This is a genomic window from Candidatus Pelagibacter sp. HIMB1521, assembly GCF_052047875.1.
Lineage (GTDB): Bacteria > Pseudomonadota > Alphaproteobacteria > Pelagibacterales > Pelagibacteraceae > Pelagibacter.
The window spans coordinates 53,238-73,402 of sequence record NZ_JBNAIZ010000006.1; the positions used below are offsets into that span (position 1 = coordinate 53,238).

Below are 20,165 nucleotides of genomic sequence, written 5' to 3' on the forward strand. Positions count from 1 at the left end.
CATTAATGAAAATTGCTGTAGTTGGTTCTGGGATATCAGGCTTAAGTGCTGCATATTATTTATCAAAAAAACATCATGTAGATCTTTTTGAGAAAGAAGATCATTTTGGTGGCCATTCTCATACAATAGATTTAATTTTTGATGAAAAGAAAGTATCTGTAGATATTGGTTTTATTGTATTTAATTTTCAAACCTATCCAAATTTAATAAATTTCTTTAAAGAAAATGATGTTCAGATTGAAAAAAGTGACATGTCATTTTCTGTATCAGTAGAAAATACAAACTTTGAATATTGTGGAAAAGGTTTAAATGGAATTTTTTCCAATAGATCTAATTTGTTTAATCCTAATTTTTTAAAAATGTTTTTTGATATCATTAAATTTTATAAAAATAGCGATCAAATAAATGTTACGGATCAAAAACTTACTTTAGGTGAATATTTGGAAAATAATAAACTATCAAAAACATTTATTGATTACCATATCATCCCAATGGTATCTGCAATCTGGTCTATGCCACCTTATGAAGCGAGCAAGATGCCAATAACATTTTTTTTAAAATTTTTTCAAAATCATGGACTCTTTAAACTAAAAAATAGACCTCAGTGGTATACTGTATCTAATAGAAGTAGAACTTATGTAAATAAAGTAATTTCAAAGATAAGTGGTGAATATTTTAAAAATTATAAAATTAAAAAAATTATAAGAAAGTCAAAAGGGTTAGATTTATATTATGGTGGTGAAAGTGAATTTTTTGATTACGATAAAGTTGTAATAGCAGCTCACGCTGATGATGCTTTAAAGTTGATTGAAAATCCTACTAATGAAGAGACAAAAATTCTGTCTAATTTTAGTTATAAGGAAAATATTGCATATATTCATACAGACAAAAGAGTGATGCCAAAAAATAAAAAGGCATGGTCTTCATGGAATTCATCAATCAATGATAAAGATTTAGAAAAAAACTCTATTACTTATTGGTTAAATCTTTTGCAAAACCTTAAATGCGATCAGGACATTTTTTTAACTCTTAATCCATATTTTGAAATTGATGAGAGTAAAATACTTAAAATAGTTAAATTTACTCATCCATATTATGATCAACAAGCACTAGATGCTCAATCAGAACTATCTAGTTTGCAAAATAAAAAAGATTTACTTTTTTGTGGGAGTTATTTTGGTTACGGTTTTCATGAAGATGGAATAAAATCATCGATTGAAATGCTAAAATACTTAAATGACTAACTCATGCATATACAACGGGAAAGTAATTCATAAACGTTTCAAACCTAAAGAGCACTATTTTAAGTATAGCGTTTTCTCGCTTTTAATTGATTTATCAGAATTAAGAAAAATAGATCAGGAGATAAGCTTTTTTTCATTGAATAAGTTCAATTTAATTAGTTTTCATGAAAAAGATCATGGTGAACGGGACGGATCTTCTCTTGAAGAGTGGGTAAAAAAAAATTTAGAACTGAATAAAATAGACACTACAGATATTAAAATTAAACTTCTCTGTTATCCAAGAATTTTTGGCTATGTATTTAATCCTCTAAGTATCTTTTTCGTTTACAATCAAAATGATAAATTAATATCTATATTGTATGAGGTGAAAAATACATTTGGTGAGCAACATACTTATGTTTTTAGAGTAGATAGTGAAAATAAATTAATTCAAAATAATTGTTCTAAAAAATTTCATGTGTCACCCTTTATAGAAATGAATTGTAAGTATTTCTTTAGAATTCTTAATCCTGATGAAAAACTTTCTGTAATCATTGATCAATACGATCAAGAGGGAAAAATTTTATTTGCATCTCAAGATGGAAAAAGAACAAACTTAAATAGTAGTCAATTATTAAAATCATATCTAAAGCACCCTCTGATGACTATAAAAATAATATCAGCAATCCATTTTGAGGCCTTTAAATTATGGATGAAAGGAATTAAGATTATTAAAAAAAAAATAAAAATAAGAAACAATTTAACGGTAGAAAATTAATGTTATTAAATAAAGCTGCAGATAAATTAGTTTTTAAATTTTTAAGTAAAATTAAAAATGGATACCTTGAAATAACTACCTATGAAGGTGAGATATTAAAGTTTGGTAACCCTGATCAATCTTTAAAGGCAAATATTAAGATAAAAAATCCAAATTTTAATTATAATTTAATTAGAGGTGGAAGCATTGGTTTTGCTGAAAGTTATATGAGAGGTGAATTTGAAACTGATAATCTTTCAGATCTAATTGAGTTAACAGCTAGAAATATTCAAGTGATATATAAATTCTCAGGTTTGCTTGATCTACCTATAATTAATTTTGTAAAAAATAAAATAATTAAAAATACAAAAAGTCGAAGTAAGGAAAATATTGCAAAACATTATGATCTTGGAAATGATTTCTTTTCATTGTGGCTAGATGATACTTTAACTTACTCAAGTGCAATCTTTGATGATAGTTCAAAAAATTTAAGTGTTGCGCAAAATAATAAATACCAAAAATTAATTGATCTAATCAAACCTAGTTCTGGTGACAAAGTTTTAGAAATTGGATGTGGGTGGGGTGGTTTTGCGGAATATTTAGGTAAGAAATATGATGTGAAATTAGATTGTATTACTATTTCTAAAAAACAATTCGAATACGCAAAAGAAAGAATTCATAAATGTGGTCTAAATGAAAAAGTAAATATTGAAATTAAAGATTACCGAGATCTTCAAGGAAAATATGATTCGATCGCTTCAATTGAAATGATTGAGGCAGTTGGTCAAAATTATTTAGAGAGTTATTTTAAAACAATAAAAGATAATTTATCGAATGGAGGAAAGGCTGCAATTCAAGCAATAACCATTGATGATAGTTTGTTTGATAGATACAAAAATAAACAGGATTTTATTCAAAAATACATTTTCCCAGGAGGATTTCTTCCTAACAAAAATAGCATTAATAGATACGTTTCAGATAACGGCTTAACAATTAATTCGTATATTTCATATGCAGATCATTATGCAGAAACGTTAGCTATCTGGAGAGAAGAGTTTTTGAGAAAATGGGATCAAATTAAAAACCAAGGATTTGATTTGACATTTAAAAGAATGTGGGAATTTTACCTATCTTATTGTGAAGCTGGATTTAAATCTAAAAATATTGATTTGATTCAATTTTCAATGCAGAATAAATAACAGCAATAATATGAAAATAATTAAATCAATTTCGTTGATAATTTTGGTATTCTTAATTACAAGTTGCTCAAATAATAGTGCCATGAAACCAGAAGATTTTAAAAATAAAGAACCTAGATTAATTATTGAAGAATACCTTACAGGAAACGTTAAAGCATGGGGTGTTTTACAAAATCGATCAGGAAAAGTTACAAGACAATTCTCAGCTGATTTAGACGGAACATGGGATGGTAAACAACTAATTTTAAAAGAAAAATTTAATTGGGACGATGGTGAGGTTCAAGACAGAGAGTGGACAATTACAAAAATAGACGAGCATAATTATGAAGGTACAGCAGGGGACGTGGTTGGAAAAGCAATAGGATATTCTTACGGACCTGCATTTAAATTTGAGTATGTGTTATTAGTTCCAGTTAAAGGAAAAGAATTAAAAATTACTTTTGATGATTGGATCTTTAAACAAGATGAAAGAGTTGCAATCAACAGAGCTACAATGACTAAGTTTGGATTTAAAGTAGCAGAGCTAACAGTTGTATTCGTTAAAGATTAATTACTTCTTTTGATGTTTAGTCATCTTACCTACTAATTTAAAATAAAGTTTACTTGGAAGAAAACTAAAGAACTTTAAAGTTAGAGTAAGTGCTTTTGGAAAATGTATTTCAAAAACATTTTTATTAATCAAGCCATTATAAATTTGATCAGCAGCAAATTCAGGTGTTTTCAAAAATGGCATTTTAAAATCGTTTTTATCAGTCATAGGTGTTTTAATAAATCCAGGAGAAACTAAACAAACTCGAACATTGTACCTTTTAAAATCAAAATATAAACTTTCTGCTAAATTGTTTAAAGCAGATTTTGATGGTCCATAACCAGTTGAATTAGGTAATCCTCTATAACCAGCAATAGATGAAACTATAGTGATTGTACCACTTTTTCTTTCTCTATAATATTGTTCCACTGCTTTAATGGAGTTTACTGTTCCAAAAAAATTTACTTTAAAAACATCTTCCATTTGTTCAACATCAATTTCTTTTTCTTTTTTTGGATTCCATGTACCAGTTGAAAAAAAACATATATCAATATTTTCAAACTTAGTTTTAATCTGATTGAAAACTTCTATACATTTTGCTTTATCAGTAACATCTAAAGGGAATGATGAAATATTTTCATAATTACTTGAAAGTTCATCCAAGAGCTCCACTCTTCTTGCAGACACCGCAACATTCCAACCTTTGTTTGCAAATTTAATTGCCAAGGCTTTACCAATTCCTGTGCTGCCACCAGTTATCCAAATAGTTTTTTTGCTCATTTTTTGTTATGTATAAACATTATGTTAAAAAATAAAATTGTAACATTTATATTATTTCTTATCATTACATTTTCAGCTTCATTAATTGGAGGTTTAGCTACAGTTACTTTCAAGGAGCCTTGGTATTCTTTGTTAAATAAACCTGTTTTTAATCCACCAGACTGGGTGTTTGGTCCGGTATGGACAATTTTATATTTATTGATGACAATTTCTATTTGGATGTATTGGAATTCCAAAAATAAAGAGATGAATACAGTTTATATTTATTTTATTCATTTAGTTTTTAATGCAACTTGGAGTATAGTTTTCTTTGTATTTCACAACATGATTTTAGCTTTATTAGTATTAGTCGTGTTAATTGCATTCATTATTAATTTAATCATAAGATATAGACGCGTCACAATGATGAGCTCGTATTTAATGATTCCATATTTACTTTGGTGTTGCTTTGCTCTAATTTTAAATACTAGTTTGATTATATTGAATTAATTATGGATGATGTTGTTGTAGTTGGTGGTGGAATAATTGGAGCAGCAACTGCATATTTTCTCTCAAAAGAAGGAAGAAAAGTTAAAGTCATTGAAAGAGATCCAACTTACAAAACAGCTTCATTTCCATTGTCTTTAGGAGGTTTTAGAAGACAATTTTTTCAAAAAGAAAATATCTTACTTGGTAAATTTGCAAGAGAATTTATTTTTCAAATACCAGAATTATTGAAAACTGAAAAAAATCCTAATCCAACAGCAAGTATGGTAACCAATGGCTACCTTTTGATGTTTGGTCCCGAACATGCTGAAGAACAATATAAAGCTTTAGAAAATCATAAGGAATGTGATGCAGGTACAAAAAATATTAAAGGCTCAGAGCTATCGAAAGTATTTCCATATATAAATGATGAAGGTGTTGAGACTGCTACTTACACAGATAATCAAAGTGAAGGTTGGATTGATCCTTTTATGTTTCATAGTGCACTGAAAAGTAAGGCAATAGAACTTGGAGCAGAATTTATGAAAGGAGAGGTTAAAAGTCTTTCAGAGATAAATGCTAAGACAATTGTTTCCGCAGCTGGTTGTTGGACGAAAGAATTATTAGAAGACATTCCTGTTGAACCTCAAAAACACACAGTGTTCAGAGTAAAATGCCCAACATATATAAAAGAAATGCCTCTAACTGGTGATTTAACTACGGGTGTTTATTGGAGACCTGAGGGTGGAGAGTATTTAGCAGGATCACCATTGTCAGTATTTGGTGCAGACGATTTAGAGCCAGCATGGAATGATTTTGAAGAATTAGTTTGGCCAGCACTAGCAAAAAGAATACCAGCTTTTGAAGAATTAAAATTAACTGGAGGATGGGCAGGTTACTATGATTGTAACAGATTAGATAATAATGCTGTTGTTGGGAAACATCCTAAGTACGACAATGTTTATATGGCTACTGGTTTTACTGGAAGAGGATTAATGCAAGCTCCAGGTATTGGAAGAGCGTTAACTGAATTGATCACAACTGGTTCATACCAAACAATTGATATAAGTGATTTTGCTGTTGAAAGAGTGTTGGGCAAAACTGCAAGAAGAGAACCTTACGTTTTATAATTAAGTTCCACAAAAAGTTTGATATTTTTCATTACCTATCGGTGTAGGCTTTTGAAATTCAATAATATCTTCTTGATCAGAATAAGGATTACTTAAAACTTTTAAAAGTTTATTCATTGTTTCTAGATTTCCTTTGTCCGCATCTGCTAGAGCATCCTCTACTTTTTGATTTCTTGGTATAACTATAGGATTAGTTTTTTTCATCAGTTCTAAGTATTTGTCAGATGAATTATTTAGTTTTAATCTTTTCACCCATTCATTGGTCCAATTTTTAAAATCATCATTTTTATAAACTTCATTATCAATCTCAACACCCATTAAATGACAGAAGGTATTTGTGTAATCTGCATTATTATTTTTCATCCAATCTAAAAGTTTATTTATTAATGTTAGATCATTTTTATCTTCACCAAATAAACCAAGTTTATCTCTCATCATGTTTAACCATTTTTCTTCATAAATATTTTGAAAATTATCAATTAACTCTGTTGCAATTTTAATCGCCGCATCCTCATCTTTATCAATAAGTGGTATCAGACATTCTGCAAATCTTGCTAAATTCCATTTTGTAATTGGTGGTTGATTTGAAAAAGCATATCTTCCAAATTTATCTATAGAGCTAAAAACAGTTTTTGGATCATATTGATCCATAAAAGCACATGGACCATAATCAATTGTTTCGCCAGAAATAGTCATATTATCGGTGTTCATCACTCCATGAATAAATCCAACTCTCATCCAATTAATCACTAACTGACATTGTCTTTCCATTACAAGACTTAACAAATCTAAAGCTTTGTTTTTTGAGGACTTAATTTCTGGATAGTGTCTATCAATTGTGTAATCAACCAATGTATTAAGATCCTCTAGATTTTGAGTGGCTGCGATATATTGAAAAGTGCCAACTCTAATATGGCTGGACGCGACTCTTGTTAAAATTGCTCCATTTAACAAATTTTCTCTAACAACTTTTTCTCCAGTTTTAACAACCGCAAGACTTCTTGTTGTTGGAATATTTAAAGCGTTAATTGCTTCACTAATTATGTATTCTCTTAACATTGGACCTAAAGCTGCTCTTCCATCTCCGCCTCTAGAAAAAGAGGTTCTTCCTGAACCTTTAAATTGTATATCGAAACGTTGATTTTTATTATCTATATGCTCTCCTAATAGAACAGCTCTACCATCTCCAAGCATCGTGAAATGACCAAATTGATGACCAGCATATGCTTGTGCAATTGAATTAGTTCCATCAGGCAAACTATTTCCTGAGAATATTTCAGCTAATTTTTTTTTATCTATTTCTGAAAAGTTTAAATTTAAATTTTTAGCAAGTTCTTCATTTAAAATAACAAGCTCAGGCTCATGAACTGGTGTAGGTTTGATGTCTTCTTTAAATGTTTTTGATAGTTTTGAATATGAATTATCAAAATGCCAACCGATGGTCATTTTAATTAACTAACTTCAGCTTGATGTTCTTTTGGCTTAACTTCTGTTTTAAATTGATTAGAAATTTTTTGAACTTCAACTGATGAAACTTTGTATTCAGCACACATTGTTTCCTCATCTTTTCCATGGCCAGTTACCATATTAACCATGTGTTCAGGGAAGTGGAATGTTGTAAATACAATTCCTTCTTTAACTTTATCTGTTACTTCAACTTTTAAAGCAACTTCTCCTCGTCCTGAATATAATCTTCCAATATCACCTGTATTTAAATCTCTATGAGCTGCATCTTTAGGGTGAATAAGTAAAACATCCTCATCAACGATGTTTATATTTTTTGTTCTTCTTGTCATTGTTGCTGCATTGTAGTGTTGTAAAACTCTACTTGTAGTTAAAATTAATGGATAATCTTTTTGATTAGCTTCTATTTCACTAGATTCTTTCCAATCAAAGTTTTTCAATCTTCCTTTTCCAAGTTTAAATGTTTCTGTGTGTAGAATTTGTGTATCTGTTCCATCTTCTTTTACAGGCCATTGTAATCCTAATTTACCAAGTCTCTCTCTAGTAACACCTTTAAAGAATGGTACCACATCAGCAATCTCTGCTAATACTTGATCTGCATCATAAGATGGTTGATCAAAACCTAATTTTTGCATCATCTCAGTTACAATTAGTCCATCTGGTTTTGTACCTGGTAATGGAGGAACTGCTCTATTAACTCTTTGAATTCTTCTTTCAGTATTTGTAAAAGTTCCATCTTTTTCTAAGAATGTAGTTCCAGGTAAAACTACAGTTGCAAGTTTTGCAGTTTCACTCATAAATATTTCTTGAACCACTAATAGCTCTAATGAGTTCATTGCTTCAATAACATGTGCACTATTTGGATCTGTTTGAACTATATCTTCACCAATAATCCATAAACCTTTTAGTTCTTTACTGATTGCAGCCTCAAACATTTGAGGGATTTTTAAACCTGGTTTAGTAGGGTGAGTTACACCATATTTTTCAGTATAAAATTTTTGATTGTTTTCATCTGCTACTTCAAAATAACCTGCACCTTGGTGAGGCTGACATCCCATATCCGCAGCACCTTGTACATTATTTTGGCCTCTAAGTGGATTTACACCAACACCTTTTCTTCCAATATTTCCTGTAATCATTGCTAAATCAGCAATCAACATCACTGTTTTAGAACCTTGTTCGTGTTCAGTAACTCCTAATCCGTGGAACTCCATTGAATTTCTAGCTGTTGCATAAGCAATTGCAGCTTCTTTAACTAGTTGTTTATCAACACCAGCAACTTTTGCTAATTGATCAACGTCTTGTCTCTCAATTTCTTTTAAGAAATTATCAAAACCTTCTGTTCTATCTCTTACAAAGTCAGCATTATAAAGTTTAGATTTAATAATAAAGTGTAACATCATATTTAGAACCGCAACGTTGGTTCCAGGTCTAAGTTTGATGTGATAATCTGCAAGCTTAGCTAATTCAGTTGTTACTGGATCAAGAACAATTAATTTTTTACCTTTCATCACTTGCTGTTTAATTTTTGCACCCGTCACTGGGTGAGCATTAGTTGGGTTTGCACCAATAACTAAAAATAAATCTGCATGATAAATATCTTCTGTTGAGTTAGTTGCGGCACCTGTTCCAAATGTTTGCTGCATACCCCAAGCTGTAGGTGAATGACAAATTCTTGCACAACAATCTACGCTGTTAGTTCCAACAGCCGCTCTAATCATTTTTTGGAAAACATAGTTTTCTTCGTTTGTACATCTTGCAGAAGAAATTCCAGCAAAAGCATCTGGTCCATTTTCTTTTGTAATTCTATTCATTTCTTTTTTGATAAAGTCATACGCTTCATCCCAACTTGCTTCTTCAAACTTTCCATTTCTTTTAATCAATGGAGTTTTTAATCTGTCAGGGTGTTCATAAAAACTAAATGCGTATCTTCCTTTAATACAAGTGTGACCAGCGTTTACTTCTGTTTGTTTAGGAGTATCTATTGCAACTACCTTATCATCTTTAATCGATGCTTCTAAGTTACATCCAACACCACAGTACGAACAAGTTGTTCTAACTTTTTTGTCTACAGCTGCAGATTTAGATTGGAATACATCTGAAATTGCATCCGTTGGACATGTATGAGCACAAGCTCCACATGACACACAAGAACTATCTCCGAACATCATATCGTTGTCTGTTGTAATTCTAGACTCAAACCCTCTACCACTCATTGTTAAAACAAATGATCCTTGAATTTCATCACATGCTCTGACACATCTTCCACAGTTAATACAGTTATCTAAATTCATTCTCATATAATCATGAGAAGTATCTCTTGGAATTCCTTTATGTTGTTTAGGACTATTGTATCTATGATCAGCAACACCTAAATCATTGGCAACTGTTTGAAGTTCACAGTTATTGTTTACTTCACAAGTATCACACTCCATAGGGTGATCTGTTAAAACTAACTCAACTATATTTTTTCTAAGACTTGTTAATGCTTCGTTTGAAGTGAATATGTGCTGGTTTTCTGCAACTGGTGTATGACAAGATGCAACTACTCTAGTTGGTCCGTCTTTTTCTAAAGCAACTTCAACAGAACAAACTCTGCAAGCTCCATATGGTGCTAAGTTAGGGTCATCACATAAAGTTGGCACCTTTTTTTCACCAACATAGCTTTTAACAAACTTTAAAATAGATGTATGATTAGGACCTATTTCGTAAGGTTTTCCATCAATATAAGCAATTTTTCTTTTCTCTGAGCTCATTAATTATCTTTCACCATATCATTTTTCATTTCATCGCCAAAGTATTTTAGGATGTTTTGAATTGGAGTTGGGATCGCTCCACATAGAGCACATAAGCAGCCTTTTTGCATAGTAACCAACAATTCCTCTAGTAATTTTAAAGGAATTTTAGCTGTTTTCTTCTTAGCTTGATCAAACATTTCCTTTCCTCTGTATGATCCAAGTCTTCCAGGAAAACATTTTCCACAAGATTCTTCTGCAGAAAATTCAAATAAATGATGAATGTATTCAGCCATTGGAAAATCTTTAGGGATACTAACTACACTTGCGTGACCTAACATAAATCCTTTTGCAGTAAACTCTTGAAAATCTAAATTTAAATTTTCTATTTCACTTAAAGGAACAACGCCACCTAAAGGGCCACCTATTTGAAAAGCTTTAACAGGTTCTTTGTATCCACCACCAATTTCATTAAATATTTTTTTCATTGGTGTTCCCATATCAATTTCATAAACACCTGGATTATTAAAGAAACTATCTAAGCAAACTAATTTTGTTCCAGCTGACTTTTTATTTCCAACTGAAGAAAATTTTTCCGATCCATTTAGCAAAATTCCAGTTGCTGCAGCTAAAGTTTCAACATTGTTAACTACAGTTGGTTTTTTATACAATCCTTCTGTTACCGGGAAGGGAGGTCTTACATCTACTTCAGCTCTTCTTCCTTCAATAGAAGCTATTAAAGCTGTTTCTTCTCCACAAATATATGCACCTTGACCAATGCAAATTCCAAGATCAAAAGAAAAATCTGTTCCTAAAATATTTTCACCTAATAAATTTAATTTTTTAAGTTCATTAATACATCCATTGATCGCTTCAATCGATTTTGGATACTCGCCTCTAATGTATAAAACTCCTTCATCACTTCCAATTACAAATCCACATAACACCATTCCAAAAATAACTTTTAATGGTTGATCTTCTAACAGGTATCTGTCTGAAAAAGCTCCTGAGTCACCTTCATCTGCATTACAGATAACATATTTCTTATCACCTTTTGCTTTACTACAGAAATCCCATTTCATTCCTGTTGGAAAACCTGCGCCACCTCTTCCTGTAAGGTTTGAGTCTAATAACGATTTTACTATTTCTTTTTTATCTGTTTTTAAAAATTTACTTAACTGTTCTTTGAATTGATCCATTGATGATAACTTATCATCCATTAAAAAACTTGTTGTTGCATAGCTCTTAGAGAAAAATTTTTCTTGTTTAATTTCTTCACCTTTTAAAATTTGATCAATCTTTTCAATATCTTTTCCAGCATAATTTTCACCATCATAGTGAAATGCATGATTTTCATAACAATGACCTAGACAAAACATTTCTCCAACTTTGTCATCACCTAATTTTTCTTTTAATTTATCTTTTAGTTTGTCTTGAGTACCTGCACACATGCATGCACTTCCGTTACATACGAAAGCTTTTTTTTCTCTATGTGAAGGTCTTAAAAATTCATAAAAAGATTCTGCACCATGAAGTGTTGAAACTCCTAGATTATGTTTTTTTGCAATTTCTTTAATATCTTCTGGGTTTTCACTTAATGTGTTCTCTGAAATTTGCTTAAATAGGTTGTCTTTTAAGCCTATTCTTCCAGATAAATTACTTATATTTTTTGACACAATTTCCCTTTTTTTATTATTCCACCTTAACTTTTTTGTTATTTGTGTAAATATTAAAACTGTCCCTCTTTACGAAACCTATGAGGGTAATGTCAAACTTATTAGCTAAATCGATAGCAAGACTTGTTGGCGCACCAACCCCGATCATAATCCCAATATCTGTCATTAAAACCTTCTGAACTAGCTCAAAATTAAGTCTCCCAGAACACGTAATAAATTGGTCTTTTGGATCAAATTGGTTTTTCTCCAAAGCACAGCCGATAAGTTTGTCTAAAGCGTTATGTCTTCCAACATCTTCTCTTAGAGCTATCAATTTTCCATCACTATTAAATAGACCACTTGCATGGATACCACCAGTTTTGCTGAATTCAGACTGACCTTCTCTTAAAATATCAGGTGATTGGATAATTACATCTTTTGAAATTTTAGGTTCTGAGGCATTTGTCTTTGTAGTTTTAATTATCTCTAGCGCATCCAATGAAGATTTCCCACAAACACCACAAGAGGAGTTGGTTAAAAAATCTCTTTTAATTTTTGATATATTTACATTTTCTGAATTATTGAGTGTTACTAGTATTTTATTTTGAATTTTATATTCACCAACTTTGTCTCCATAACTTTCAATGCTATCGATATCATTTAAACTTTTTACAATTTGTTCATTAAATAAAAATCCTCTTACAAGATCTTCATCATTACCAGGAGTTCTCATCGTAATCGATAAAGTTTGCTCAACCCAATTATCTTTTTCTTTGTACTTTAAAGTAATCTCCAATGGCTCTTCAATAGAAATTAAATCTTCAACATCTTTAAAATTATTAGATGAATACTTTAAAACTTTATATTTTGAATTCATAATTATTTTAAAGGATAGTTTTTTTGCAATAAATATTTATTGATTATGATTGCGAGTAACAAAATTATGATACATCCAAATATAATTGGATTGATTAAATAATCATAAGAAGCACTCCCAATAATAACAATTATTGGATTTCCTCCTGCAGGAGGATGAACTACATTTAATAAAATCATTAAGAACACTCCAATTCCTACTGCAAATGCAATACTCATATAAATTGGAAGTGGAATAAAATTAACAAATAACACCCCCACTAAAGCAGTCAACAAATGTCCAAAGAAAACATTTTTTGGTTGAGCAAAAGGACTTTCAGGAAATCCAAATAATAAAACCATGGATGAGCCAAATGATGCTGCAATAAAATATCCAAGAGTACTTTTGTAAGTTAATACTGTAAGTACCCCTATAGTGATTGTTGAAAAAAAACCTGCAATCAATGCTTTTTGTAATAATGGTTTTGTGATTTTGATCATTTAAATTTTTAATGCTTTAACAATTGTTCTTAAAGGTAAAAGCAAACATTCTTTCCTTGAAAGATTTTTTTTATCTAAAATTTCTTTAAAATCTTTCCAGTGTTTTTCTAGACTTACTTTAACATCTTCAAACAATTTTTCACCAGCTGTAACAAAATCTTTTATTTCCTTTAAGTTTTTATCCTTAATTTTTCTAGATAATAAGCTGACAGATGCTTGGCAATAAATACAAGATTTACACTGATAACCCATATCTTTTACAACTTCATCTTTGACAATTAAGCTTATTTCCATCTCATCTCCACAAATTGGATTTTTATTTTTTGATTTGTGAGTAAAGTTTTCTAAAACTTTATTATTTTCTGTGTGAGACGCGATTTCTAAAATTCTTAAATCCATTTAATTTCTTTAATTCAACTTTGAATGTTTTATATTTTATTCATGGAACATAACAATATTTTAGGAACAGTGCTAGCAGGCGGGAAGTCACAAAGGTTTGGTGAAGACAAATCTCAGATATTGCTAGCTGATAAAATATTAATTGATTACATTTTGGCAGAAATAATTGATGAATTTAAGGAAGTATTAATAGTATCTAATAATTCAATTAAGTTTACTAATTCAAATAAAATTTCACTAATTGGAGATATTAAAAAAGATCTTGGCCCTTTAGGTGGAGTTTTATCAGCAATGAAATGGGTCAAAGATCATAATAAAAACTATCAATGGATAGCAACTTTTCCAGTAGATACTCCTTTTTTTAAAAAAGAAATTTTAGAGCAATTCATTAGCCAAATTGATGAAAATGAAAGTAGTTTATTTTTTATAAAATCAAACAATACTAGGCATAACATCTTTGGTTTATGGTCGATGAATTTATTAGATCAATTAGAGGATGATCTAGAAAAGGGAGCTAGAAAAGTTGAATTGTGGGCTAATAGTATTGGAGTTAAAACAATTAATATGGAGTTTCCAAATCAAGATCCTTTCTTTAATATCAATACAAAAGAAGATTTAGAACAAGCTAAAGAATTATTAAAAAATGATTAGTTACGATCAATCTAGAAAAATTTTAAAAAAAGCAAAAATTAAAATTAAAGATGAAACTATATTGAGTGAAAACTCTCTTAATAGAGTGATTTCAGATAACATTTATTCAAAGATCAATTATCCAGCAGGAGATAATGCTGCATTTGATGGATTTGCAATTAAATCGAAAGATACCAATGGAATTAAGAAAAATTCACCAAAACAATTTAGAATAATTGGATCCATTGCAGCAGGAACAAAATCATTAAATAAAAAAATTAAAAAATATGATGCTGTTGAAATAATGACAGGTGGTATAATTCCAAAAGGTTTTGATACAATTATCCCAATAGAACAAATTATTTTTTATCCAAATAAAAATAATAAAAAATACATTTTAGTTAATCAAAAGATTAAAAAGTTTAATCATGTAAGATTTGCAGGTTCAGATTTTAAAAAAGGTGAGGTTGTTGTCAAAAAAAACAAAATTATTCAACCAAATCATATTTTAGCATTTAAAACTTTGGGGATAAAAAAGATTAAAGTTAAAAAGAAAATTAATATTTTATTTTTTTCAACTGGAAATGAAATTACCGATCAAGACAATGTACCAAATTGGAAAGTTAGAAACTCTAATAGTCATTATATCAAAAATCTTAAAGAAAACTTTTTATTCAATTTTAAAAATGGTGGAATACTTAGAGACAACCATCAAAATATTTATAAATCTCAAATTAAAAAACTTGTAAGTAGTGATACCGATATATTGATTACATCAGGCGCTGTTTCTGCTGGAAAATATGACTATATTCCAAGTGTTGTTAAAACCTATAAATTATCCAATTATTTTAAAAGTGTAGCAATCCGACCAGGAAAACCAATTTTATTTGCTAAAATTAAAGGAAAACAAAAAGCAATCTTTGGACTTCCAGGAAATCCAATGTCATCATCTGCCTGCTTTAGATTTTTTGTTATCCCTTTTATGGAAAACATTTTAGGGTTAAGCGATGAGCAGGCTATAAGGGCGACTTTAAAAAATAGTTTTTCTAAAAAACAGAATTTTACAAGGTTTGCAAAAAGCAAATTAAGCACAACTAAAAATGGAAAAATAGAAGTTGAGATTTTACATGGGCAAGAGTCTTTTAGAGTTAAATCTTTTGTTAAATCAAACATTTGGTCTGTGTTACCAGCAGGGAAATCAAAATTTAAAAAAGGGGACATCTTAGATTGTTTTTTCCCCAACCACTCTAATCAATCTTTGATTTAGAAACGTATTTTTGTTGTAGAAAAATCTTTTTAGAATTAGATTTCTACAAATGTTAGAGTTAAGAAATCCAAAACTTGCTGTCCCAATTGTACTGTTTGCTGGCATATTATGGTCATTTGGACCATTAGTTGTAAGATATATGGATAGTCCCAATCTTGTTCCTTGGCAGTATATATTTGGAAGAGGTTTAACTATTTTTATTCTACTTAATCTCTACTTATATTTTGAAGAGGGAAAAAACTTCTACAAAAATTATTATAAAATAGGATTATCAGGGATAGTTGGTGGCTCAGGTCTTGGAGTTGCAATGATTACGTTCATATATTCTATAACAAACACCAGTGCTGCTGTTACTTTACTTTGTTTGGCCGCAATGCCTTTCTTTACTGCACTTTTAGCATTTTTATTTCTTAGAGAACGAATTTCACTTAATGTTTGGATATCAATTATAATTGCTTCAGCTGGTATATTGATAATGGCAATTGGTAATACTGGTGAGAAATCTTTAATTGGTTTTGTATTTGGGCTAACATCATCGATAGGTTTTTCCGTATTTTCAGTTTCATTAAGATGGAGAAAAGAAACTCCTAAGTTTACAACAGTTGCTTTTGCTGGTTTCTTTTGTTTTGTGTTTGCATCAATTATGATTTTATCTACTGGGCAAGTATTCTTTGCTACAAGCTATAATAGTTCATTATTTTCACTACATGGATTTTTAGTTTGTTCAGGATTAATTTTATATTCAATTGGTTCAAAAGCTATTCCAGCTGCTGAGTTGACATTGTTATCTTTAACAGAAGTTGTGGGTGGAATATTTTGGGTTTGGTTACCAATTTTAGGAATTAATGAAGTACCATCAACTAATACAATTATTGGAGGTTTTTTTCTGTTTGTATCATTATTCTATTACAGTTTAATTATGAGATGGAATAAACGCTACATAGCATTAAATTAAATTATTATGGAACGACCAGATTTTTTTGAACTTAAAAATGGTGAAAAAGTAAAATTACCATTTACAAATAAAGAGTATAACGATCGAGTAAGTAAACTTAGATCAGTGATGGAAAAAAATGGTCTTGATATGATTATTTTAACATCCATGCATAACGTTGCGTATTACACAGGTTTTATTTATTGTTCTTTTGGAAGACCATATGGATGTGTGATTACTCAAGATAAAATTTCAACAATTTCAGCTAATATTGATGCAAGCCAACCATGGCGTAGATCGCATTGTGATAACGTTATTTATACTGATTGGAAGAGAGATAATTTTTTAAGAGCAATTGTATCAATTATTGGAAGAGATGAACCTCCAAAAAATATTGGAATTGAAAATGATCATGTCACTTTAGATATGAGAGAAAAAATAGGATCTATTTTTACTTTCTCTGTGTTTAGTGATGTTTCAAAAGATCTAATGAAACTTAGAATGATTAAATCTTATGAAGAAATTGAGATCATTCGAAATGGCGCAAGGATTGCAGACATTGGTGGTGAAGAAATAGCTAAAAATATTAGAGAAGATAACACGGAGATTGAAGTAGCAATAGCAGCAAGGGATAGAATGGAAAGGGAGATTGTTAAAAGTTATCCAGGTGCAGAGTACATGGACACCTGGGTATGGTTTCAATCTGGTATCAATACAGATGGAGCTCACAATCCAAAGACTAATAGAAAATTAGTTAAAGGAGATATTTTATCTTTAAATACTTTCCCAATGATCTCAGGATATTACACTGCATTGGAGAGAACTTTGTTTTTAGACCATGCAGATGATGCTTCCCTTAAAGCTTGGGAAGCAAATGTTAAAGTTCATAAGCGAGGATTAGAATTGATTAAACCAGGTGTTAAATGTTCAGACATTTGTCATGAGCTCAATGAATTGTTTGCTGAACTTGGTTACCTTCAGTACCGAACATTTGGCTATGGTCATTCATTTGGTATGCTTTCACACTTTTATGGAAGAGAAGCTGGGTTAGAATTAAGAGAAGATATTGATACTGTTCTAGAGGAAAATATGGTGGTGTCTATGGAGCCAATGATCATGATCCCAGAAGGTAATCCTGGTGCTGGTGGATATAGAGAACATGATATTTTAGTGATTGGTAAAGATGGAGCAGAAAATATTACAAAATTTCCTTTCGGGCCTGAGCATAATATTATAAAAAACTAATCTTTATGAGTGAGAATAAAACTATTGTTAATAGTTGGAATGAGTGGGATCCGTTAAAACATGTTATTGTTGGAAGAGCGGATGGTACTTGTATCCCAGCACCAGAGCCAGCATTAGATGCAAAAGTTCCTGAAGATAGTGATATGCGAGGACAGTTTGGTCCACGAACTAAAGACACTGTCGACAAAGCAAATGAATTATTAGATAACTTTTCAAATATGCTTCAAAAAAGAGGCATTAAAGTTGACCGACCAACACCAATTGATTTTAATCAAAAGACATCCACACCTGATTGGGAAGCAGAAACTATGTTTGGTTGTATGCCTCCAAGAGATGTTTTGTTAACTGTAGGTAATGAAATTTTAGAAGCAACAATGAGTTACAGATGTCGTTGGTTTGAATATTTATGTTATCGACCATTACTTAAAGATTATTACAATCAAGATCCTAACATGAGACACGAGTCTGCTCCAAAACCAAGACTAACAGATGCAGATTACAGAAAAGATTATTTATCAGATAAAATTGGTGTTCAAAAAAGATTAGAGTGGACTGAGAAAAAATATTTCGTAACTACTGAAGAAGAGCCATTGTTTGATGCAGCAGATGTATTGAGATTTGGAAAAGATTTAGTTGTTCAACATGGATTTACAACTAATTTAAAAGGAATTGATTGGCTAAAGAGACATTACAAAGATCACAGAGTTCACGCAGTAAATTTCCCAGGAGATCCATATCCTATTCACATCGATGCAACCTTTACCCCAATAAAAGAAGGTTTAATCATCAACAATCCCCAAAGAAGACTTCCTAAGGAACAAAGAAAACTTTTTGAAGATAATGGATGGGAAATAGTTGATAGCGCTCAACCAGCACATAACGAACCGCCACCACTATGTTATTCTTCAACATGGTTATCAATGAATGTTTTAGTTTTAGATCCTAAAACAGTTTGTGTTGAGAAAAGTGAAACTTATCAAGCTGAGCAATTAGATAAATTAGGAATGGAAGTAGTACCAGTAGAACTTAGAGATGCTTATGCATTTGGTGGAGGACTTCACTGTTGTACAGCAGATGTATATAGAGAAGGCACTTTAAAAGATTATTTTCCAAAACAATAACAATGGCAAAAATAAAAACAAAAAGAGAGCGAGTTAAATTCGCTTCTGATAATGTTGCAGGCGCTTGCCCTGAAGTATTAGAAGCAATCATTAAAGCAAATGAAGGAGATAGTACTCCTTATGGAAATGATCCTTTATCAACAGAGTTACAAGATAAGTTTTCAGAAATATTTGAAAAAGAGGTAATTGTTTTTCCAACTGCTTCAGGAACAGCTGCCAATGCCTTAGCTTTATCAACTATGACACCATCATATGGAAATATTTATTGCCATAAGATGTCTCACATTAATACTGATGAATGTGGTGCGCCTGAATTTTATACAGGGGGTGGAAAATTAATTCCTTTAACTGGAATAATGGGAAAAATAACTGCAGAGGAATTACACCAATCGATAGGTGGAAAAGGAATTGTACATCACACCCAACCTTCATCAGTTAGTATTACTCAAGTATGTGAAACAGGCGAAGTTTATCAATTAGATGAAATCAAAAAAATTGCAGAGATAACTCACAAACATAATCTAAATTTACATATGGATGGTGCTAGATTTGCAAATGCATTGGTATCTTTAGATGTAACTCCTGCAGAAATGACTTGGAAGTCAGGGGTTGATGTATTGTCATTTGGTGCAACAAAAAACGGATGTTTAGCAGCTGAAGCAATTATATTTTTTAAGAAAGAATTAGTAGGAGACATTGCTTTTTTAATGAAAAGAGCAGGGCACTTGTTATCTAAAATGCGTTTTGTCTCTGCTCAACTTGATGCCTATATTTCAAATGATGTTTGGTTAAGAAATGCAAAGCATGCAAATGCAATGGGTAAAAAGTTAAGTGATGGCTTAAGTAAACATAATGATATTGAAATTGCGTATCCTACAGAAGCAAATGAAGTCTTTGCAAAATTTCCAATAGAAAAAATAGAACATCTTAATTCCGAAGGTTACAAAATGAATGAAGAAGAATTGGATGGTAAAGCTGTGAGATTAGTTGCTGCTTGGAACACCAAAGATAGTGATGTTGATGAATTGTTAAATATAATTAAAGCTAGTTAGGATTTTCTTTTAAAAACTCAATATACTTTAGCACTTCATCAAATTGTTCATCAGGAATATCCTTGTAACTTGCATTGAATTTACTTTTCACACAAATGGCAACATGAGCATAGGGGTTTCTTCCTTTTGGATGATTGGGATGGTCAGGTAATTGTCCCACCAAATAATCGCCAGCTTCCTGAATAATTTTCCAAAGTTTACTTGCGTTTTCTTTGTTCATATTA

At 30.7% G+C, this 20,165-nt stretch carries 20 protein-coding genes; 12 read left to right on the forward strand and 8 right to left on the reverse strand.

Annotated elements, in window-relative coordinates; translation table 11 throughout:
* Window positions 1–5 precede the first annotated feature (5 nt).
* The 4 genes from ACTTA5_RS03295 to ACTTA5_RS03310 are packed head-to-tail and all read left to right on the forward strand — an operon-like array spanning window position 6 to window position 3,729.
* Window positions 6–1,244, forward strand: coding sequence for an NAD(P)/FAD-dependent oxidoreductase (locus ACTTA5_RS03295; protein WP_440647892.1), 1,239 nt, complete (start codon window positions 6–8; stop codon window positions 1,242–1,244).
* Window positions 1,237–2,001 carry a DUF1365 domain-containing protein gene (locus ACTTA5_RS03300; protein ID WP_440647894.1) on the forward strand — a complete coding sequence of 255 codons (765 nt, stop codon included), beginning with the start codon at window positions 1,237–1,239 and terminating at the stop codon, window positions 1,999–2,001. Before ACTTA5_RS03295 ends, ACTTA5_RS03300 begins: the two co-directional genes overlap by 8 nt.
* Entirely contained in the window at window positions 2,001–3,179 is a 1,179-nt protein-coding gene (locus ACTTA5_RS03305) for a class I SAM-dependent methyltransferase (RefSeq protein ID WP_440647896.1), read from the forward strand. Before ACTTA5_RS03300 ends, ACTTA5_RS03305 begins: the two co-directional genes overlap by 1 nt.
* A gap of 10 nt (window positions 3,180–3,189) precedes the next feature.
* Complete coding sequence (locus tag ACTTA5_RS03310) at window positions 3,190–3,729, forward strand: DUF3833 domain-containing protein (protein ID WP_440618710.1); 540 nt, start codon at window positions 3,190–3,192, stop codon at window positions 3,727–3,729.
* Here ACTTA5_RS03310 and ACTTA5_RS03315 read toward each other — a convergent pair whose 3' ends face one another.
* Entirely contained in the window at window positions 3,730–4,488 is a 759-nt protein-coding gene (locus ACTTA5_RS03315; protein ID WP_440647898.1) for an SDR family NAD(P)-dependent oxidoreductase, read from the reverse strand.
* A 21-nt stretch (window positions 4,489–4,509) separates the two neighbouring features.
* Here ACTTA5_RS03315 and ACTTA5_RS03320 point away from each other — a divergent pair, with 21 nt between their 5' ends.
* Window positions 4,510–4,977: a TspO/MBR family protein gene (locus tag ACTTA5_RS03320; protein ID WP_440647900.1), complete on the forward strand. Its 468-nt coding sequence runs from the start codon at window positions 4,510–4,512 to the stop codon at window positions 4,975–4,977.
* A gap of 2 nt (window positions 4,978–4,979) precedes the next feature.
* Window positions 4,980–6,083 carry an NAD(P)/FAD-dependent oxidoreductase gene (locus tag ACTTA5_RS03325; RefSeq protein WP_440647902.1) on the forward strand — a complete coding sequence of 368 codons (1,104 nt, stop codon included), beginning with the start codon at window positions 4,980–4,982 and terminating at the stop codon, window positions 6,081–6,083.
* On the opposite strand, the gene ACTTA5_RS03330 is transcribed toward ACTTA5_RS03325, so the two are convergent.
* From ACTTA5_RS03330 to ACTTA5_RS03355, 6 genes are read right to left on the reverse strand one after another with little or no spacing between them, the layout of a single operon-like run.
* Window positions 6,084–7,529, reverse strand: coding sequence for a protein adenylyltransferase SelO (locus tag ACTTA5_RS03330; protein WP_440647904.1), 1,446 nt, complete (start codon window positions 7,527–7,529; stop codon window positions 6,084–6,086). It lies immediately after the preceding gene.
* A gap of 5 nt (window positions 7,530–7,534) precedes the next feature.
* On the reverse strand, window positions 7,535–10,303 hold the full coding sequence (fdhF, locus tag ACTTA5_RS03335; RefSeq protein WP_262589595.1) for a formate dehydrogenase subunit alpha: 2,769 nt from the start codon (window positions 10,301–10,303) through the stop codon (window positions 7,535–7,537).
* Window positions 10,303–11,958 carry an NADH-ubiquinone oxidoreductase-F iron-sulfur binding region domain-containing protein gene (locus tag ACTTA5_RS03340; RefSeq protein WP_440647906.1) on the reverse strand — a complete coding sequence of 552 codons (1,656 nt, stop codon included), beginning with the start codon at window positions 11,956–11,958 and terminating at the stop codon, window positions 10,303–10,305. The genes fdhF and ACTTA5_RS03340 overlap by 1 nt, the downstream gene beginning before the upstream one ends.
* A 16-nt stretch (window positions 11,959–11,974) precedes the next feature.
* Window positions 11,975–12,814 (reverse strand): formate dehydrogenase accessory sulfurtransferase FdhD, encoded by an 840-nt coding sequence (fdhD, locus tag ACTTA5_RS03345; protein ID WP_440647908.1) that lies wholly within the window; start codon window positions 12,812–12,814, stop codon window positions 11,975–11,977.
* A gap of 2 nt (window positions 12,815–12,816) precedes the next feature.
* Entirely contained in the window at window positions 12,817–13,293 is a 477-nt protein-coding gene (locus ACTTA5_RS03350) for an HPP family protein (protein WP_262589592.1), read from the reverse strand.
* Entirely contained in the window at window positions 13,294–13,692 is a 399-nt protein-coding gene (locus tag ACTTA5_RS03355; protein WP_440647910.1) for an iron-sulfur cluster assembly scaffold protein, read from the reverse strand.
* Between the two features lie 24 nt (window positions 13,693–13,716).
* Between ACTTA5_RS03355 and mobA the strand changes: the two genes are divergently transcribed.
* Genes mobA through ACTTA5_RS03385 form a run of 6 tightly spaced genes read left to right on the forward strand, consistent with a single transcriptional unit; the run spans window position 13,717 to window position 19,941 of the window.
* Complete coding sequence (gene mobA / locus ACTTA5_RS03360) at window positions 13,717–14,343, forward strand: molybdenum cofactor guanylyltransferase (RefSeq protein ID WP_440647912.1); 627 nt, start codon at window positions 13,717–13,719, stop codon at window positions 14,341–14,343.
* Complete coding sequence (locus tag ACTTA5_RS03365; protein ID WP_440647914.1) at window positions 14,336–15,589, forward strand: molybdopterin molybdotransferase MoeA; 1,254 nt, start codon at window positions 14,336–14,338, stop codon at window positions 15,587–15,589. The genes mobA and ACTTA5_RS03365 overlap by 8 nt, the downstream gene beginning before the upstream one ends.
* A gap of 49 nt (window positions 15,590–15,638) precedes the next feature.
* Complete coding sequence (locus ACTTA5_RS03370) at window positions 15,639–16,544, forward strand: DMT family transporter (protein WP_440647916.1); 906 nt, start codon at window positions 15,639–15,641, stop codon at window positions 16,542–16,544.
* A gap of 6 nt (window positions 16,545–16,550) precedes the next feature.
* A complete protein-coding gene (locus ACTTA5_RS03375; protein WP_440647918.1) occupies window positions 16,551–17,768 on the forward strand; it encodes an aminopeptidase P family protein in 1,218 nt (405 codons plus the stop codon).
* 5 nt (window positions 17,769–17,773) lie between these two features.
* Window positions 17,774–18,889, forward strand: coding sequence for a serine/threonine protein kinase (locus tag ACTTA5_RS03380; protein WP_440614666.1), 1,116 nt, complete (start codon window positions 17,774–17,776; stop codon window positions 18,887–18,889).
* Window positions 18,890–18,891: 2 nt separating this feature from the next.
* Complete coding sequence (locus tag ACTTA5_RS03385; RefSeq protein ID WP_440647920.1) at window positions 18,892–19,941, forward strand: threonine aldolase family protein; 1,050 nt, start codon at window positions 18,892–18,894, stop codon at window positions 19,939–19,941.
* On the opposite strand, the gene ACTTA5_RS03390 is transcribed toward ACTTA5_RS03385, so the two are convergent.
* Window positions 19,934–20,161 (reverse strand): hypothetical protein, encoded by a 228-nt coding sequence (locus ACTTA5_RS03390; RefSeq protein WP_440647922.1) that lies wholly within the window; start codon window positions 20,159–20,161, stop codon window positions 19,934–19,936. The genes ACTTA5_RS03385 and ACTTA5_RS03390 overlap by 8 nt on opposite strands.
* Between the last annotated feature and the right edge of the window lie 4 nt (window positions 20,162–20,165).

What these genes read in the sequence shown, in the direction of transcription:
- ACTTA5_RS03295 (WP_440647892.1), top strand. Translation starts at nt 6, where the DNA reads ATGAAAATTGCTGTAGTTGGTTCTGGGATATCAGGCTTAAGTGCTGCA.
- ACTTA5_RS03300 (WP_440647894.1), top strand. Translation starts at nt 1,237, where the DNA reads ATGACTAACTCATGCATATACAACGGGAAAGTAATTCATAAACGTTTC.
- ACTTA5_RS03305 (WP_440647896.1), top strand. Translation starts at nt 2,001, where the DNA reads ATGTTATTAAATAAAGCTGCAGATAAATTAGTTTTTAAATTTTTAAGT.
- ACTTA5_RS03310 (WP_440618710.1), top strand. Translation starts at nt 3,190, where the DNA reads ATGAAAATAATTAAATCAATTTCGTTGATAATTTTGGTATTCTTAATT.
- ACTTA5_RS03315 (WP_440647898.1), bottom strand. Translation starts at nt 4,488, where the DNA reads ATGAGCAAAAAAACTATTTGGATAACTGGTGGCAGCACAGGAATTGGT.
- ACTTA5_RS03320 (WP_440647900.1), top strand. Translation starts at nt 4,510, where the DNA reads ATGTTAAAAAATAAAATTGTAACATTTATATTATTTCTTATCATTACA.
- ACTTA5_RS03325 (WP_440647902.1), top strand. Translation starts at nt 4,980, where the DNA reads ATGGATGATGTTGTTGTAGTTGGTGGTGGAATAATTGGAGCAGCAACT.
- ACTTA5_RS03330 (WP_440647904.1), bottom strand. Translation starts at nt 7,529, where the DNA reads ATGACCATCGGTTGGCATTTTGATAATTCATATTCAAAACTATCAAAA.
- fdhF (WP_262589595.1), bottom strand. Translation starts at nt 10,303, where the DNA reads ATGAGCTCAGAGAAAAGAAAAATTGCTTATATTGATGGAAAACCTTAC.
- fdhD (WP_440647908.1), bottom strand. Translation starts at nt 12,814, where the DNA reads ATGAATTCAAAATATAAAGTTTTAAAGTATTCATCTAATAATTTTAAA.
- ACTTA5_RS03350 (WP_262589592.1), bottom strand. Translation starts at nt 13,293, where the DNA reads ATGATCAAAATCACAAAACCATTATTACAAAAAGCATTGATTGCAGGT.
- ACTTA5_RS03355 (WP_440647910.1), bottom strand. Translation starts at nt 13,692, where the DNA reads ATGGATTTAAGAATTTTAGAAATCGCGTCTCACACAGAAAATAATAAA.
- mobA (WP_440647912.1), top strand. Translation starts at nt 13,717, where the DNA reads ATGTTTTATATTTTATTCATGGAACATAACAATATTTTAGGAACAGTG.
- ACTTA5_RS03365 (WP_440647914.1), top strand. Translation starts at nt 14,336, where the DNA reads ATGATTAGTTACGATCAATCTAGAAAAATTTTAAAAAAAGCAAAAATT.
- ACTTA5_RS03370 (WP_440647916.1), top strand. Translation starts at nt 15,639, where the DNA reads ATGTTAGAGTTAAGAAATCCAAAACTTGCTGTCCCAATTGTACTGTTT.
- ACTTA5_RS03375 (WP_440647918.1), top strand. Translation starts at nt 16,551, where the DNA reads ATGGAACGACCAGATTTTTTTGAACTTAAAAATGGTGAAAAAGTAAAA.
- ACTTA5_RS03380 (WP_440614666.1), top strand. Translation starts at nt 17,774, where the DNA reads ATGAGTGAGAATAAAACTATTGTTAATAGTTGGAATGAGTGGGATCCG.
- ACTTA5_RS03385 (WP_440647920.1), top strand. Translation starts at nt 18,892, where the DNA reads ATGGCAAAAATAAAAACAAAAAGAGAGCGAGTTAAATTCGCTTCTGAT.
- ACTTA5_RS03390 (WP_440647922.1), bottom strand. Translation starts at nt 20,161, where the DNA reads ATGAACAAAGAAAACGCAAGTAAACTTTGGAAAATTATTCAGGAAGCT.